We start from the raw sequence: 15,843 nt of genomic DNA, 5'->3' as shown, positions 1-15,843 counted from the left end.
CTCGGCCCCGAAGACGTGAGCTGTCAGGCCGTGGACCCGCATCCTAAGGGGTGGTCGCCTGAGGTCGCCGAGTCGCCAGGTGGGTTGTCCGCAGGTGGTCTCGAGGCCGGCCGCCACGATCCTGCGCAACACCGGCGATCCCGATCGGCAGCTGCGCTGGCACCTCGACACCGGGGAGCTCTCGGTCGAGACGTCGTCCATCCCGCCGCAGGACCGATCGCGACGAGCTGGATCGCCCATCCCAGCCAGTAGGCCCACTCGCCGCGCAGCATGCCGGCGAGCACGCGGTCAGGCCGATGCGACCGAGCGGTAGATGTCCATGGTGCGCTCGGCGATCGCGCCCCAGCTGAAGGCGTCGATGGCGCGTTGCCGTCCCGCCTTGCCCATCGCCTCGGCGCCTGCCGGGTCGGAGAGCACCTCGTTGAGCGCGGCCGCGAAGTCGGCGACGTACTGGTCCGGCTGCAAGGGGGTGCCGGTGCCGTCGGTCGCCTGCTCGATCGGCACGAGGCGCCCGGTCGTGCCGTCGACGACGACCTCGGGGATGCCGCCGGTGGCGGTGGCGACGACCGCTGTCTCGCAGGCCATCGCCTCGAGGTTGACGATGCCGAGAGGTTCGTAGATCGACGGACAGGCGAAGACCGTGGCCGCCGTGAGCAGGGCGACGACGTCGGGGCGGGGCAGCATCTCGCGGATCCAGAGGACGCCCGTGCGGGTACGCGCCAGCTCTTCGACGAGACCGACCACCTCGGCCTCGATCTCGGGGGTGTCGGGCGCGCCCGCGCACAGGACGATCTGCGTCTCGGGTGGCAGCTGCGCGCAGGACCGCAGGAAGAGCGGCAGGCCCTTCTGCCGGGTGATCCGGCCGACGAAGACCACCGAGGGGCGGTCAGGGTCGACGCCGAGCTCGCGGACCCGGTCGGGCGCGTGTCGTGGGGACCAGTCGTCGGTGTCGATGCCGTTGTGGACCACGTGCACGCGACTGCGGTCGATGTCGACGTACGACGCGAGCACGTCGTCGCGCATCGCGGCCGAGACGGCGATGACCGCGTCGGCGGCGAGATAGGCCGTCCGCTCGACCCATGACGAGACGGCGTACCCCCCGCCGAGCTGTTCTGCCTTCCACGGCCGCAGCGGCTCGAGCGAGTGCGCGCTGATCACGTGGGGCACGCCGTAGAGCAACGACGCGACGTGCCCGGCGAAGTTGGCGTACCAGGTGTGCGAGTGGACGAGGTCGGCTCCCTCGCAGCCGGCGGCGATCGCGAGGTCGACCCCCAGTGTGCGCAGGGCGGCGTTGGTGCCGGCGAGCTCGGCGAGGTCCGGGTACGACGTCGTGCCGGCCTCGTCGCGGGGTGCGCCGAAGGCCTGCACGCGCGCATCGACGTCCCCACGGGCGCGCAGCGCCCTGACCAGCTCCGCCACGTGGACCCCGGCGCCGCCGTAGACCTCGGGTGGGTACTCCTTGCTCAGGATGTCCACGCGCATGTCGACGACGCTACCGCTACCTCGGCGGGGGTCGACAGGCCCGACCACCGAGTGCGAGCCTGGCTGGCATGACTGACCGTGCGCGCAAGAAGGTCCTGGCCATCGTGCTCGCCGGCGGTGAGGGCAAGCGGCTGATGCCGCTGACGGCGGACCGCGCCAAGCCGGCGGTCCCGTTCGCCGGGATCTACCGGCTCATCGACTTCGCGCTGTCGAACGTCGTGAACTCGGGCTACCTGCAGGTCGTCGTGCTGACGCAATACAAGTCGCACAGCCTCGACCGGCACGTGACGCAGACGTGGCGGATGTCGACGCTGCTGGGCAACTACGTCACGCCGGTCCCGGCCCAGCAGCGGGTCGGCAAGCACTGGTACCTCGGCAGCGCCGACGCGATCTACCAGTCGCTCAACCTGCTCAAGGACGAGAAGCCCGACATCGTGGTCGTCGTGGGCGCCGACCACGTCTACCGGATGGACTTCTCCCAGATGGTCGAGCAGCACGTCGAGTCGGGCGCCGCTTGCACGGTGGCCGCGATCCGCCAGCACATCTCGCTGGCCGACCAGTTCGGTGTGATCGACGTGGTTCCCGAGGACCCGACGCGGATCCGCGAGTTCCTGGAGAAGCCGACCGACCCCGTCGGTCTGCCGGACAACCCTGACGAGGTGCTCGCGTCGATGGGCAACTACGTCTTCGACGCTGATGCGCTGATCGAGTCGGTCACCAAGGACGCCGACCTCGAGGGCTCCAAGCACGACATGGGCGGCGACATCGTGCCGTCGTTCGTCGACAAGGACGACGCGGGCGTCTACGACTTCAAGAACAACACCGTGCCCGGCTCGACCGAACGCGACCGGGGCTACTGGCGTGACGTCGGGACCATGCAGTCCTACTTCGCTGCGCACATGGACGTGATCTCGCCGCTGCCGATCTTCAACCTCTACAACTTCGACTGGCCCATCTACACGACGTACGGTCCGCAGCCGCCGGCCAAGCTCGTGCGCGCCGAGGGCGGCACGCTGCCGCACGCCGAGGACGCCGTCCTCTCACCTGGCGTCGTGGTCACCGGCGGGCGCGTCTACCGCTCGGTGGTCTCGCCCGCGGTGCGGATCGAGGTGAACGCCGAGGTGTCCGACTCCGTGCTGATGCACGACGTGCGGGTCGGCGCCGGCGCCATCGTGCGCCACGCGATCCTCGACAAGAACGTCGTGGTGCCGCCAGGCGCTCGCGTCGGCGTGGACCCGGAGGAGGACCGCGCGCGCGGCTTCATGGTGGAGGACGGGATCACGATCCTGGGCAAGGACCAGCAGTTCCCCACCTGACCACCCCGATGGTCGAGGAGGTCGCGCAGCGACCGTCACGAGAGGGCGTGAGGTGCGGGCCGGCGTCGGGTGCCGGGCGTGGTTACTGGGACAGCGGCGTGTAGGTGAGCTGGAGCCCATCGGGGACGGGGCGTTGCTTGCCGTCGGACGGGGAGTTGAGCACGCCGAGCGAGCCGTCGGGTCGCAGGCCGACCATGGTGGAGGAGCCGCCGCCGTCGAGGTTGAGCGCATCCTCTGCGCCGAGCTCGATCATGAGGTTCGCCAGCTCGACCATGGTGTAGCCGCGGCTGAACGACTGCCGGCCGTCGATGACGAGGAAGAGCACGGAGTTGGTGTCGCGGTCCACTCCGATCGCCGTGCGCGGGTGCATCTCGCTGTCGTCCACGACCGTGCGGATGCGCTCGTCGACGAGCTGCCGGTTGCCGGTGAGCGCGACCTGCGGTCGGCCGGCGACGCGGTAGTTGACCTTCACCTTGCTGCCGACCTTGAGCTTGGCGAGCCGCTTCGCCATCTTGTCGCGGCCGACCAGCACAGCCCCCTGGATCTTCTTCCCGCTGCTGAGCTTGCCCTTGTTGCTGACGACGCGGTTCTTCTCGTTGATCACGACCTCGCGGACGTTCTTCTTCTGGCCGTCGACCACGTTGCTGCCAGACGTGCGACCCCACTCGGGCGTGAAGATGCCGACGCGGCGGGCGAAGACGGTGGGGGAGTTGACGTACTCGAGCCTCAGCTCGTCATGACCCTTGACCTTGGCCTTCACCTCAAGGTCACCGATCTCCGGGACGCCCGCCTTGGAGATCGAGAACGCAGCGTTCCAGCCGGACGTGCGCCCGTGGATCAGCCCGGCCTCCCGCGAGGCGCCGATGCCGAGGGGCGCGCCGGTGTCGGAGATGTCGAAGAAGTCGCCGTTGACCCCGCCGATCGCGGCCTGCTCCACGACCATGTCGAGAACCGGCTTGCGTTCGGGCACCTCGTCGGCGCCGAGGTAGTCGATGCTCAGGCCGGGCGTGCCGAGCTGGGCGGTCATCAGGTAGGCACGGATCGTGCCCCGCGCGTCGACGCGGTCCCACTGCGTGAAGGTCAGGCCCGGTGCCATCGGGTAGCTCAGCCAGCCGGTGTCGACCGGCGCCGCCGCACGTCCGAGGATCCGCGGCGCGATCTTGCCGCGGATGCCGTCGGAGGAGTGGGTGGTGCGGTCGCCGGTCTGCTCACCCGGTCGCGGACCGTCGTGCCCCGGGACGGGCCGACCGGGCTCGGCGGACGAAGGGGCAGAGAGCAGCGTCCCCGCGACCATCGTCGCGAGGACCGTCGTCAGGGCAGCAAGAAGCCGCGGGGAAGTCCGAGAGCGCACGCGCACCAGGGTAGGTGGCGACACCTCGCCTTCCCGGACTCGCAGTGAGGTGGGCGCGTCGCTCGGCGTGGGCACGTGGGGTACGACGCCGTCCGGTGCTGCGAGGTTCGCGGGCCTCAGAGCCAGTTGAGCGCCAAGCCCAGCGTCCCGAGAGCGAGGCCGATGGTCAATCCTGCTTGTGCTACCCGACCCCGCAGCGCCGCCCCGTCTAGCGGGCCGACTGGGGTCAGCATCGACGCCAGGAGGACGAGGCCGCCAGCCGCGACCGCGCGCAGCAGCGGTAGGTCCGTCATGACGACGGCGGTGACCGACAGGACTGACAGGGCGCCGGCTGCGACCGGGGCCGCCCAGCGCACGGCGACCGGGGGCGCTCCTCCCTCCGTGTCGAGGACCGGGAACGGGGCGAAGCTCACTCCCGCGAAAGCGACCGCGCAGCCGATGAGCACCGCTGGCGGCCACGCGGTGTGACGGACCCGGTAGCCCGCGCGCCTTCCGATGAGCGCGCGCACGATGACCGGCAGGACAACGAGGCCCGCCATGCTGAGCACCAGCCAGACGTCGGGCAGGCTGCTGATGTCGAGAAGCGCGGCTCCAGCGATGACGACGACCGACAGCGTCAGTCCCCAGGCGGCGTACCACCTCCCGCCCCACCATGAGTGCACGAGGGGGAACCGGTCTCGCGCGCCGAGTGCACGCTCGACGAAGGCCCCGGTGACGCGGTCGAGGCCGAGCAGCCAGACGACGCGCAGCAGCAGGAGCACGACCATCGACCACGTGAGGCGTTGCGACGTCGCGGTTGCTGATCGTCCGTACTGCCAGTCCCCAGCCGCCACCTTGTCGACGTCGAGTCCAGACTCGTAGATGCGCTCGTCCATGACCAGGACCGCATCGGATCCCCGGAGATCCCTGTCCAGATCTGCCGCCTTCGCCAGAGCGCCTTGGGCCCGGATTGCGTCCATGGGTCGCCAGGACTCGCCCCAGAGCACTCCGAGGTTGTGCCAGCCGAGGGCATAGTCAGGGTGTTCGGCGAGGACGCCTAACAGGTCCTCGATCGCCGCCTGCCGCTGCCCGCGCTGTGCAGTGAGCACGGCGCGGTTCGCTGTCGACACGTACGACGTGGCATCGGCCTCGACGCTGTCGTCGTAGGCGGCCTCTGCTTCCTCGTCGCGGCCGGACTTCTGCAGCACGAACCCTAGGGTGTCGCGAAACACCGGGTTGGCAGGGTCACGCTCCAGTGCGGCCCGTGCGGCCGTCTCGGCACGTCGGGGCTGATCGAGCCGTGCCAGAGCAAGGGCCAGGTTGTTGTGCTGCGCACCGCGCAGGATGCCGCCCTCCACCTCGGCCTCTTGGAGGTCGTCGGAGCCGGTTGGCAACCAGTAGCGGCTGCCTCGCGTGTCGTCACCGACGTCGATCGCCTCCCCGAACCGCTCGGCCGCAAGTTCCCAGTCCTCCTGTTGCAGCGCAGACTCGCCCAGCTGCCCGAGCGCGTGCACGCGGATGAACAGGGCGTACGCCGATGTCTGGTCCGGACTTGCCGCCGCCAGCCTGTCCAGCGCCGCAACGAACGCGTTCTCACCGGACTCGCCGGTCTCGCGCTGCGCTGCGCCGAGCTGGAGCTGCGCCCACGCGACGTCCTCGCTCGGGGTGATGGTGATCGCGTCCTGGTAGGCGTCGGGATCGAAGACGTCGGCAGCTTCCGTCAGGTGCGTCACCGCCTGTTCGAAGGCCGCCACCGCATCCGGCCACCGCTGGTCGAGAAAGGCCACCTCGCCGAGACGTTGCCAGGCCTTGCCGTCTTCTGGCTGCGCCTGCGTCCACGCCTCGTCCTGGGTCCGCGCCGTCTCGAGGTCGCCGCCGGAGCGGAGCAGGTCCTGCAGTCGCTCGCGCACGTCAGTCAGGGTGAGGATGCCGAACCCGTCGTCGTCCAACGCGGCAGCCTCGGCCAGAACGTCCTCGGCTTCTGATGGTGCGTCGGCCAGCAGGTGGGCTGCGGCACGGTAGTAGGTTGCGTCGATCTCAGGGGAGAGGTAACCGGTCGTCGCGCACGAGCGACCCAGGCCGTCGTCGTCCGGTCGAGTTCCGCCCTCGATTCGCGCGAGGACCTCGTCAGGCTCACCAGCCAGAAGCAGCGCACGCAGCAGGGTGGCGCCGCGGCACTCCACGTCAGGCGGTTCATAGCGGCTGGTGGGCACGAAGGCCGAGTCGCCCACCGACGCTCCGCCGAACTCTTGGCCCGAGGCGTCCCAAACAAGGAGGGGCGGATATTCCTCCACCGCGTAGGCGCCCGACAGGTAGTCGCGGCGGAAGAGTGGATGGTGACCAGCCCACCACGGTCGATCGAGTGCGCCCACCTCCACCGACGCGGACGCTGCGGCCTCGGCGTACCGGTGCGCACTGGTGAGTGCACTGGTCAGCGCGACCCGAGCGAGGAAGCTGTCAGGTGCGAGCTCGACCGCCTGATCGGCCAGCTCCACGGAAGCGTCCGTCTCATCCACGGCGGCCAGCGCGCGCGTGACCAAGGAGCAGGCGGGAGTCGGCCGACGTGCTGCGCGCGAGGGAGTACAGCGCGACCGCCTCCTCGCGCCAGGCTCGAGCCTGGAACGGCTGCCAGCCGATGGCGTCGCTCCTGTCGGCCCAGTCCAGGAGGAGGTCGGCCTCGCCGGCGTAGCCCAGCGGCAGGTCCGGGTAGTTCTCGCGCAGCTGGGCGAAGGAGCTGCGCGCAAGCTCGCGGAGCTTCGCAGGAGGCAAGTCGAGCGTGCGGCCGTCATCGCTTCCCACGTTGGTGAGTGCGGCGAGGTACTTGGCGTAGGCCCATGCAGGCGTGGGGTCCTCGGCGCCGCACAGCGTGACTGCTCGAGAAGTCTCAGCCTGCACGCCGTTAGTGGGTGGGCTGATGCCGAGCCCGACGAGGAAGGCGAAGTTGGTCTGGAGGTCGCAGGACTGGTCGAGCAACCCCGACTGGCGCAGGAACGAGTAGGCGAGCATCGCGCCGGGAGTCGTCTCGGGGTCGACCCGCGTCCCACCGTCGCGCGCAGCAAGGGCGATGAGTCCGGCCGAGAGGTCCAAGACGACGTCCTCGTTTGCCGCGAGAACCTCAGGGTCCAATTCGGCGGCGATGTCGTCGTCGAACGGGAAGTAGGAGTAGGTGCCGTCCTCGGCGACGGTCGAGGTGATCTCGTAGAGCTCCGTGTCCAGACCCGCGGCCACGACGCCCGCCAGCCCTAGCTGGTCCGCGAGCTGCAGCGTGGTGTCCCGCAGCTCTGTGGACGGGATCAGGATCGGCTCCTGCAGGAGCCGATCAACAGGACCGTCAGGTGTGCGCAGCGGGAGCTCACGCAGTCCGCTGGCCACCTGACCTATGGGGTCCATCGGCTCGGGTGCGGCGTCCTGCTCGGCCGGGGACGTCGCCGATGGGTCGCCGGATGTCTCCTCAGACGAATCTGTCGGACCGGACGAGGCGTTCCGACCAGGCACGGGATACGCGGAGACGGCACCCGCAGCGAGCCTTCCGGCCAAGACGGGGGACAGCACGGCGGTCAGGAGGGCGAGGACGCCGAGCCCTGCCAGCGCCGCACCGAACGCGCGCAGCAGACGTGTCCCGAGATGCACTCGTCCCCCCAAGGCCCCTGTTCCCGACGGATGCATCCTCGGTCAGCGCGTGCCAGCCTGTCAGCGCTTTGCGACATTCTCGCGTGCGCGCAGTTTCGGTCGGCCGACTACTTGACCGGCAGGTGGACCACGGTGCTCTCGATCGCGATCGCCCCGGGGGCACGGCTGCCCATGCCGACGAACGTGTCCGACAGCGGCGTCGCGACCAGGAAGAGCGACTGCCCGGCCGGCACGTCGACGGCGATGGAGGGCAGCGCGACCTGGCGTTCGACCCCGACGACCGTTGACGTCTCACGGTGCGGGAGCACGCTGTTCGACACCAGGGTCGCGTCGAGCGGGGAGGTGCCGATCGCGAAGCCGTAGAACGTGCGGTTCTCGAGGCCGATCGCGGTGACCTTGCCGGTGAGGTACGGCGACCCGGCGACGCGCAACGGACCGTCGGCGATCTTCGTGGGCAGCGGCGCACCGACTGCCGTGGTCGTGGCGACCGTGCCGACGGCGTACTCCTGCGTCGGCGCGACCGAGGTGGTGGTGACGCAGGCACCGCCGGGCGTGGCGAGGTGGTAGCGGTTCCAGCCCGTGAGACCCCCTTCGTCGGGGGGAGTCTTGATCCGCTTCAGCCTGCGGTCCATGAACTGCCGCGCGAGGTCGGCGAAGCTGCCGCCCGCGAGCTTCTGGCTGCACGGGTCGGAGGTGACGGTCAGGCCGGCGGGCAGGAGCTGCGGCAGCACGTGACCGCCGTTGTAGGCGACGAAGATGCTCTTGCGACGAGCCTTCGGGGTGAGGGTGTGCTCCCAGTTGGCCAGGCCCTGCTGGAGGTTGAAGAGGCTGTCGGTGGTCCCCTGCCCGAACAGCACCGGGATGTCGAGGCGGCGTCCCTCGCCGACGTGCCACTTCGGACCGTTGCGCCGGAAGAACTCGGCGAGGTTCTCGGTGCCGGGGATGCTGCCGTCCGGCCAAGTGCCCGCCGCGGCGCCCTCGACGAGTGCCTTGTAGACCTTCGGTGGCAGCGCGTCGGAGGGCAGCGCCGCCGCGCTGAGCGCGAGCGCCCACGCCGTGCGCACCACGCCTAGCGGGGCGATGCTCTCGCTGAGGTCGTACCAGGTGATCTCCGGCGCCAGGGCATCGAAGACGGGCTTGCCGCGGGTCTGCAGCGAGGTGAGCGCGCCGAGGAACTGGTAGCCGCCGCCGTACGACCCTCCGATGGCGCCGAGCCGCGGATCGTTGCGCCCGTCCATCTGCACCCAGCCGTAGCGGCTGACCATCCGGACCAGCCTGCGCACGTCGCGGCCCTCGTACGCCGGGTTCATCACCTGCGCCTGCCCGCCGCTCTCACCGAACCCGCGCTGGTCGAAGGAGAGGACGGCGTACCCGTGGTCGAGCCAGCGGCTGAACGACGCGCGGTCGGTCGTGCGCGATCCGCCCCAGCCGTGACTGTGGAAGATCATCGGCACCGGCGCGCGCTTGGTCGCGCCGGCCGGCTTGAAGAGCGTGTAGCAGATCTGCACAGGTGCGGTCGTGCCCGGATCGGGGACCGAGTCCAAGCACGAGCTGACGGTGCGCGCCTTGCCGGCGGCCGGCGCCGGCGGTTGTGCGACGGCGCCCAGCGGGCTCATCAGGGTGGCGGCGAGCGCCAGGACGGCGGCCAGCGCCAGACGTGGGGTCATGTGCGGTCTAACGGTGGTGGCGCCGCGGAGGTCACGCGCAGGCCGGGCAGGATGAGCCTTGTGCAGGCCTGGAACACCTTCGTCGAGGGCGACAACCTCGCGGTCCTGCACACCCTCGAGCCGGCCTCGGTGGACCTGGTCTACATCGACCCGCCGTACAACACGGGCAGCGACTTCGCGTACGCCGACGCGTTCGCCGGCCACGACGCCTGGGTCTCGATGATGCGGCCACGGCTGATCGCCGCGCGCGACGCAGTGCGGCAGACCGGCGCGATCTTCGTGAGCATCGACGACCACGAGGTGGCCCACCTGCGACTGCTCATGGACGAGGTCTTCGGCGAGGCCAACCTCCTCGCCACGGTGGTGGTGAACCTCAACGCCAAGGGACGCCAGCTGGGTCGTGGCTTCGCGACCAGTCACGAGTACCTGCTCGTCTACGCGCGCGACGCCCGGGCCTGCGTGCTCGACGCCTCGACCACCTCGACGGTCGACCCCGCCGACTTCCCCCTCGTCACTGACGACGGGCGGCGGTTCCGGCACCTGCCGCTGCGCAACACCAACAAGAAGTTCAACCCCGTCACCGCCTCGACCCTGCACTTCCCGGTGTACGGCGACCCGGCGACGGGCGCCGTCCGCACCTTGCCGTTCGAGGGCAGCGAGGAGGTGTGGCCGGTGTTCGGGGACGGCCGCCCCGCCGTGTGGCGCTGGTCGCGGCCGCTGATCGACGAGCGTCCCGACGACCTGGTGTGCCGGCACGTCGCGGGGAAGCAGGGGTCGCGGGTCGACGTGTTCCAGCGCGACTGGCTGCATCCTGCGGACCGTCCGGACGGCCGGCGCAAGAAGCTGCGCACCATCTGGCTGGCCGAGGAGATCGGCTCGACCGACACGGCGGTCGCGGAGCTGAAGGCGATCGTCGGCCACGTCTTCGAGTCGCCGAAGCCGACCGGGCTGGTGCTGCGGATCCTCGAGACCATGCCGAACGACGCCGTGGTCCTCGACTTCTTCGCCGGCAGCGGCACGACGGGCCACGCGGTCGCGCTCGCCAACGCGGCGGACGGCGGCACCCGCCGCTGCCTGTCGGTGAACTCGGCCGAGCCGACCCGCCGCGGATCCAACGCAGCCCTGGCCGGGCTCGCGACGGTCGCCGACATCACCCGGGCGCGGCTGCGAGCCGTGGCCGAGACGGTCGGCGGCGGACTCGAGGAGCGGGTCCAGAGCTGATCGCCGCCTAGGCTGGCCGGCATGAGCTCGATCGTGGTCGTGGCAGCAGGTCCCGGGGTCAGCGGGTCGGTGGCGAGGCGCTTCGCGCGTGACGGGTACGACGTGGGGCTGATCGGCATGGACGCCGACGTGCTGCGCACCCTCGAGTCCGAGCTGCGCGAGCTCGGCGTGCAGGCACACTGGGAGATCGCCGACCTGACCGACGCCGAGGCCCATGCCCGCGCGATCCGGTCGCTCGGTGAGAAGCTCGGCCGGATCGACGTGCTGCACTTCAACCCCAGCGCGTTCCGCGGCAAGAACCCGATGGAGCTCACCGTCGACGAGCTGCTCGAGGACGTCGCGCTCGGGGTCGGCGGGCTGCTCACCGCCGTCCAGGCGGCGCGGCCGTTCATGGGCACGGGAGCGCGGGTCACCGCCACCGGCAGCATGGCCGCCGACCGGCCGTCGGCGAGCGCCGCCTCGCTGGGCGTCCAGAAGGCAGGCCTGCAGAACCTCGTACGCAGCCTCGACACCACGCTGAGGCCCGACGGCATCCGCGCGGTGTCGATCACCGTGCGCGGCACCCTGGGCAAGGAGGGGCCGTTCACGCCGGACCGGGTGGCCGAGGCGATCCACGCCGCCGCCACGAGACCGGACGACGACGACTGGACCCCCGAGATCCCCTACAGCGGCTGAGGAGTCCCATGACCGAGCGCGTCGCCCTGGTGACCGGCGGGTCGAGCGGGATCGGCGAGGCGACCGCCCGCGGGCTGGTCGGGGCCGGCTTCACGACGTACGCCGTGGCCCGGCGTACGGACCGGCTCGCTCCCCTCGACGCAGACGGCATCCGCACGTTCGCGATGGACGTCACCGACGACGCGTCGATGGCGGCCGGGATCGAGCGCATCGTCGGCGAGCACGGCCGGATCGACGTGCTGGTCAACAACGCCGGCTACGGCTCGTACGGCGCCGTGGAGGACGTGCCGATCGACGAGGCGCGGCGGCAGTTCGAGGTCAACGTCTTCGGTCTGGCCAGGCTGGTGCAGCTGGTGACACCGCACATGCGGGCGCAGGGGAGCGGCCGCATCATCAACATCTCCTCGATCGGCGGGAAGTTCTACGAGCCCTTGGGCGCGTGGTACCACGCGACGAAGTTCGCGGTCGAGGGCTTCTCCGACTCGCTGCGGCTCGAGCTCGCGCCGTTCGGCATCGACGTCGTGATCATCGAGCCGGGGCCGATCCGCACCGAGTGGAACTCCATCTCGCGCGACAGCCTCGTCGAGACCAGTCGGGGCGGAGCGTACGAGGAGCGCGCCGAGCGGGTCCGGGGCGTGATGGAGCGCGGCGACGGCCCGACGATGTCCGGTCCCGACGTGGTCGCGCGCAAGATCGTGAAAGCCGCGACCACCCGCCGCCCCAAGGCGCGCTACCCCGTGGGCCGTGGGGCCGGCTCGATCGTGCTGGCCCGCCGGCTGCTGCCCGACGGCGTCATGGACGCCGCCATCGGCCGGGTCTACAAGTAGGTGCCTGCGACCTTCTCGAGGGCCTTGACCTCGTCGTCGAGGTGGCCCAGCAGGCGCTGCAGGTGCGGCACCGTCCGGCGGCAGCCCGTCAGGCCGAAGCACATCTTGTCGTCGTAGGACGTGCAGGTGATGTTGAGCGCCATGCCGTTGATGGGGATGGACAGCGGGTAGGTGCCGAGGAGCTTGGCGCCGTTGAAGTAGTGGGTGGTCCGAGGGCCAGGGACGTTGCTGATGACGACGTTGTAGGGCGGCCGGACCAGTCCGGACATCTTCAGCATCGGTGTGAGGATCGCCGGCGCCTGGCCGATGGCGCTCATCGCGAGGATCTGAGCGGGCGTCATGGACGCCAGCGCCTGCTTGCCGTCGCGCATCGAGGCGTGGATGGTCTTGAGTCGCTCCTCGGGGTCGGCGAGCTCCGTGGCTAGCTTGACCATCACCGAGCCGACGGCGTTTCCCCCGTCGGTCGAGGCGAGGTGCGACTGCTTGGCGTTGAGGCCGACCGGGACCATCGCGACCATGCCGGTGTCGGGAAGCGCGTCGAGCTCGAGGAGGTAGGTGCGCAGCGCCCCGCTGCACATGGCGAGCACCACGTCGTTCATGGTCGTCCCCGTGGCCTTGGAGATCCCGCGCAGCCGGTCGAGGGCCCAGTCGTCGGCGGCGAAGCGCCGGGCACCCGTGATCGGTTGGTTGAAGATGGTGCGCGGGGCGTAGAGGGAGAGCGAGGACGTCTCGTTGCGGATGCCGCGGCGCAGCGTCCGCACCAGCGCGCCGGGCATGCCCGCTGCCTCGGCGGTGATGCCGAGAGCGCCGCGGAGCGCCTGCGTCGCGAGGTCGCTCCCACGTCGCTCGGCGTCGCGGCGCTCGCGCTCCGCCTTCGCGCCGGGCTTCGACGCCCACGGCGCCGGCATGTCGCGCTTGTCCGGATCGGTGCTCAGCACGCTGGCGAGCAGGCGCATCGCCGAGACGCCGTCGACGAGGGCGTGGTGGGTCTTGGTGTACATCGCCACCCGCCCGTCGCGCAGTCCCTCGATCAGGTGGGCCTCCCACAGCGGTCGCTCCCACGCGAGCCGGGTCCCGTGCAGGCGTGAGACCAGGTCGAGCAGCTCGCGGATCCGCCCGGGCTTGGGCAGCGCGCTGTGCCGCACGTGGTGGTCGATGTCGAAGAGCTCGTCGATCTCCCACACCAGCTGTCCAGCCGTGCGCGCCGATCGGTGCGGGTGCTTGAGGAAGAGCGGCGCGATCTCGTCGAGGGAGTCGTAGGAGCGCATGTGCTCGTAGAGCTCGCGCACGTAGCCCCGCCCAGCATCCTCGGGCTTCGCGAAGAGCTGCAGCCCACCCACGTGCATCGGCATCGTGCGGTTCTCGGCGAGCAGGAAGCCCGTCGCCGTCGGATCGATGGGCGTCACCACGCTTGCATCCTCACCTGTCCGCCAAGATGGTGTCCATGGACGCGGGCCCGCTCGACCGGTTGCGGGCCACGTGGCGTACGTCGTGGCGCGAGCGGGTCGCCCGGCTGGCGGGCAAGCGCTGGCAGATCCTGCAGTGCGCCCTTGCCGCGGGTGTCGCCTGGTTCGTCGCGGCCGACCTGCTCGACCACCCGACGCCGTTCTTCGCGCCGATCGCCGCGGTCGTGAGCCTCGGGACCTCTTACGGACAGCGACTCCGGCGGGTGGCCGAGGTGACCATCGGTGTGGCGCTCGGGGTCTTCATCGCCGACCTGCTCGTCGTCTGGTTGGGCAGCGGGGCCTGGCAGCTCGCGGTGATCGTCGTGCTGGCCATGTCGACCGCGTTCCTGCTGGACGGCGGTCAGCTGCTGGTGACGCAGGCTGCGGTGCAGTCGATCGTCGTCGCCTCGTTGGTGCCGGACCCGGGCGCGGCGTTCACGAGGTGGACCGACGCCCTTGTCGGGGGTGCCGTGGCGCTGGTCGCCGCGACGGCCGTCCCGGCCGCGCCTTTGAGACGTCCGCGCGAGCAGGCGGCGGTCGTGGTCCGCAAGATCAGCGAGCTGCTCCGGGCGGCGGCGGACGTGATGGAGTCTGGTGAGGCCGACCCGGCGCTCGAGCTGCTCGAGGACGCGCGCGCCACTGACCACCTCGTGCGCGAGCTCCAGGACGCCGCGGCCGAAGGACTGGCGGTCGTCGCGTCGTCGCCCTTCCGGGTCAGGCACAAACCGGGGCTGCGGCGGATGGCCGACCTGGTCGACCCGATCGACCGGGCGCTGCGCAGCACGCGGGTGCTGGTGCGGCACGTCGCCGTGGCGGCGTACCGGCAGCGGCCCGTCCCGGCGTCGTACGCCCTGCTCTCCCGTGAGCTCGCCGAGGCCAACGACATCGTGGCGGCCGAGCTCGAGGCCGACCGGATGGCCTCGGCGGCCCGCGGGCCGCTGCTGGCCGTCGGGAGCGCGACGGGGATGGTCGAGCGCTCCGACGTGCTCTCGGCCGAGGTCGTGCTCGCCCAGCTCCGCTCGATCGTGGCGGACCTGCTGATGGTCACCGGTCTGGACTCCCTCGAGGCGACGGACGCGCTGCCACCCCCTCCCTGAAACCGGCCGGGCTGTCCCCGTCGGTGGCTAGCCTGACGGCGTGGAGGGGACGCCGCCGGAGCCGGTCGAGAGACAGCCTGGCGACCAGCGGTGGGTGCTGCACGTCGACCTCGACATGTTCCTGGCGGCGGTCGAGGTGCTGCGCCATCCCGAGCTGGCCGGCAAGCCCGTGGTCGTGGGCGGTCGCGGGATCGTCAACGAGCGTGCGGTGGTGTCGACGGCGTCCTACGAGGCCCGTGAGCTCGGCATCCGGTCGGGGATGCCCCTGCGGGCGGCCTACAAGAAGTGCCCCGACGCCGTCTTCCTGCCCGTCGACTTCCCGGTCTACGAAGCCGCGTCCGCGGAGGTGATGGCGACGCTGCGCGCGCTGGAGTGGGGCGGGGTGCCCGTCGTGCTCGAGGTGCTCGGCTGGGACGAGGCGTTCGTCGGCGCGGGCGACGGTCATGGACCGCTCGGCGATCCGGAGGCGTTCGCCCAGGAGGTGCGGGCGGCGGTGCTCGCGGCCACCCGGCTGCACTGCTCCGTCGGCATCGGCAACAACAAGCTCCAGGCCAAGATCGCCACCGACTTCGGCAAGCCGCGGGGCACCTACACGATCACCGGCGCCACCTGGTTCGACGAGATGGGCGACCGCCCGACCCGCGCCCTGTGGGGCGTCGGCGCCAAGATCGCGGGCCGCCTGGAGACCCACGGGATCAGGACCGTGCGCGACCTCGCGGCGGTCGACCCGCAGGAGCTCGTGGGGGAGTTCGGTCCGACGATGGGCCCGTGGTTCCGGCGGCTCGGCCGGGGCGTCGACTCCTCGCCGGTCGACGCGACGCCCTGGGTGGCGCGCGCTCATGGGCGTGAGGAGACCTACCAGCGCGACCTGGAGTGGTCCGAGGTGCCCGACGCGGTGCGCGCGTTGACCCAGCAGGCGCTGACCGACATCGACAAGGAAGGACGGCCGGCGCAGCGGGTCTTCCTGAAGGTCCGCTACCGCAACTTCTTCACCCTCACCCGCTCGCGCAAGCTGCCGGAGCCGAGCAACGACCTCACCGTCCTCGCAGACGCGGTGGTGGCCCTGCTCGCGAAGGTCGAGCAGGACAAGCCGGTCCGGCTGCTGGGAGTGCGACTCGAGATGACCGAGCCGGCCGGGGGTTACTGACCTCGG

12 protein-coding genes are annotated in these 15,843 nt (G+C 70.9%); 6 read left to right on the top strand and 6 right to left on the bottom strand.

Annotated elements, in window-relative coordinates; genetic code table 11:
- Positions 1-288: 288 nt before the first annotated feature.
- Positions 289-1,482: a glycogen synthase gene (glgA, locus tag ABD295_RS15910; protein ID WP_344304775.1), complete on the bottom strand. Its 1,194-nt coding sequence runs from the start codon at positions 1,480-1,482 to the stop codon at positions 289-291.
- 68 nt (positions 1,483-1,550) lie between these two features.
- Between glgA and glgC the strand changes: the two genes are divergently transcribed.
- Positions 1,551-2,798, top strand: coding sequence for a glucose-1-phosphate adenylyltransferase (glgC, locus tag ABD295_RS15905; RefSeq protein WP_344304774.1), 1,248 nt, complete (start codon positions 1,551-1,553; stop codon positions 2,796-2,798).
- A gap of 82 nt (positions 2,799-2,880) precedes the next feature.
- Here the strand turns inward: glgC and ABD295_RS15900 are convergent, their stop codons facing one another.
- The 4 genes from ABD295_RS15900 to ABD295_RS15885 all read right to left on the bottom strand — a co-directional run bounded on the left by ABD295_RS15900 (position 2,881) and on the right by ABD295_RS15885 (position 9,425).
- On the bottom strand, positions 2,881-4,149 hold the full coding sequence (locus ABD295_RS15900; protein ID WP_344304772.1) for a phosphodiester glycosidase family protein: 1,269 nt from the start codon (positions 4,147-4,149) through the stop codon (positions 2,881-2,883).
- Positions 4,150-4,265: 116 nt separating this feature from the next.
- A complete protein-coding gene (locus ABD295_RS15895; RefSeq protein ID WP_344304771.1) occupies positions 4,266-6,623 on the bottom strand; it encodes a hypothetical protein in 2,358 nt (785 codons plus the stop codon).
- Between the two features lie 13 nt (positions 6,624-6,636).
- Entirely contained in the window at positions 6,637-7,500 is an 864-nt protein-coding gene (locus tag ABD295_RS15890) for a hypothetical protein (RefSeq protein ID WP_344304770.1), read from the bottom strand.
- A gap of 365 nt (positions 7,501-7,865) precedes the next feature.
- Complete coding sequence (locus ABD295_RS15885) at positions 7,866-9,425, bottom strand: CocE/NonD family hydrolase (protein WP_344304769.1); 1,560 nt, start codon at positions 9,423-9,425, stop codon at positions 7,866-7,868.
- Positions 9,426-9,476: 51 nt separating this feature from the next.
- On the opposite strand from ABD295_RS15885, the gene ABD295_RS15880 reads away from it, so the two are divergent.
- From ABD295_RS15880 to ABD295_RS15870, 3 genes are read left to right on the top strand one after another with little or no spacing between them, the layout of a single operon-like run.
- Positions 9,477-10,646, top strand: coding sequence for a site-specific DNA-methyltransferase (locus ABD295_RS15880; protein ID WP_344304768.1), 1,170 nt, complete (start codon positions 9,477-9,479; stop codon positions 10,644-10,646).
- Between the two features lie 21 nt (positions 10,647-10,667).
- Entirely contained in the window at positions 10,668-11,321 is a 654-nt protein-coding gene (locus tag ABD295_RS15875; RefSeq protein WP_344304767.1) for an SDR family oxidoreductase, read from the top strand.
- 8 nt (positions 11,322-11,329) lie between these two features.
- Positions 11,330-12,148 carry an oxidoreductase gene (locus tag ABD295_RS15870; RefSeq protein ID WP_344304766.1) on the top strand — a complete coding sequence of 273 codons (819 nt, stop codon included), beginning with the start codon at positions 11,330-11,332 and terminating at the stop codon, positions 12,146-12,148.
- Here the strand turns inward: ABD295_RS15870 and ABD295_RS15865 are convergent.
- Positions 12,139-13,557 carry a WS/DGAT/MGAT family O-acyltransferase gene (locus ABD295_RS15865; protein ID WP_344304765.1) on the bottom strand — a complete coding sequence of 473 codons (1,419 nt, stop codon included), beginning with the start codon at positions 13,555-13,557 and terminating at the stop codon, positions 12,139-12,141. The genes ABD295_RS15870 and ABD295_RS15865 overlap by 10 nt on opposite strands.
- A gap of 35 nt (positions 13,558-13,592) precedes the next feature.
- Between ABD295_RS15865 and ABD295_RS15860 the strand changes: the two genes are divergently transcribed.
- On the top strand, positions 13,593-14,690 hold the full coding sequence (locus tag ABD295_RS15860; RefSeq protein ID WP_344304764.1) for an FUSC family protein: 1,098 nt from the start codon (positions 13,593-13,595) through the stop codon (positions 14,688-14,690).
- A gap of 40 nt (positions 14,691-14,730) precedes the next feature.
- Positions 14,731-15,837 carry a DNA polymerase IV gene (locus tag ABD295_RS15855; protein ID WP_344304763.1) on the top strand — a complete coding sequence of 369 codons (1,107 nt, stop codon included), beginning with the start codon at positions 14,731-14,733 and terminating at the stop codon, positions 15,835-15,837.
- Positions 15,838-15,843 lie beyond the last annotated feature (6 nt).

Source organism: Nocardioides bigeumensis (assembly GCF_039531755.1).
Classification (GTDB): domain Bacteria; phylum Actinomycetota; class Actinomycetes; order Propionibacteriales; family Nocardioidaceae; genus Nocardioides; species Nocardioides bigeumensis.
This window is presented reverse-complemented; position numbering and strand designations above follow the sequence as displayed.

What these genes read in the sequence shown, in the direction of transcription:
- ABD295_RS15875 (WP_344304767.1), top strand. Translation starts at nt 10,668, where the DNA reads ATGAGCTCGATCGTGGTCGTGGCAGCAGGTCCCGGGGTCAGCGGGTCG.
- glgA (WP_344304775.1), bottom strand. Translation starts at nt 1,482, where the DNA reads ATGCGCGTGGACATCCTGAGCAAGGAGTACCCACCCGAGGTCTACGGC.
- ABD295_RS15880 (WP_344304768.1), top strand. Translation starts at nt 9,477, where the DNA reads ATGAGCCTTGTGCAGGCCTGGAACACCTTCGTCGAGGGCGACAACCTC.
- glgC (WP_344304774.1), top strand. Translation starts at nt 1,551, where the DNA reads ATGACTGACCGTGCGCGCAAGAAGGTCCTGGCCATCGTGCTCGCCGGC.
- ABD295_RS15860 (WP_344304764.1), top strand. Translation starts at nt 13,593, where the DNA reads ATGGACGCGGGCCCGCTCGACCGGTTGCGGGCCACGTGGCGTACGTCG.
- ABD295_RS15870 (WP_344304766.1), top strand. Translation starts at nt 11,330, where the DNA reads ATGACCGAGCGCGTCGCCCTGGTGACCGGCGGGTCGAGCGGGATCGGC.
- ABD295_RS15885 (WP_344304769.1), bottom strand. Translation starts at nt 9,425, where the DNA reads ATGACCCCACGTCTGGCGCTGGCCGCCGTCCTGGCGCTCGCCGCCACC.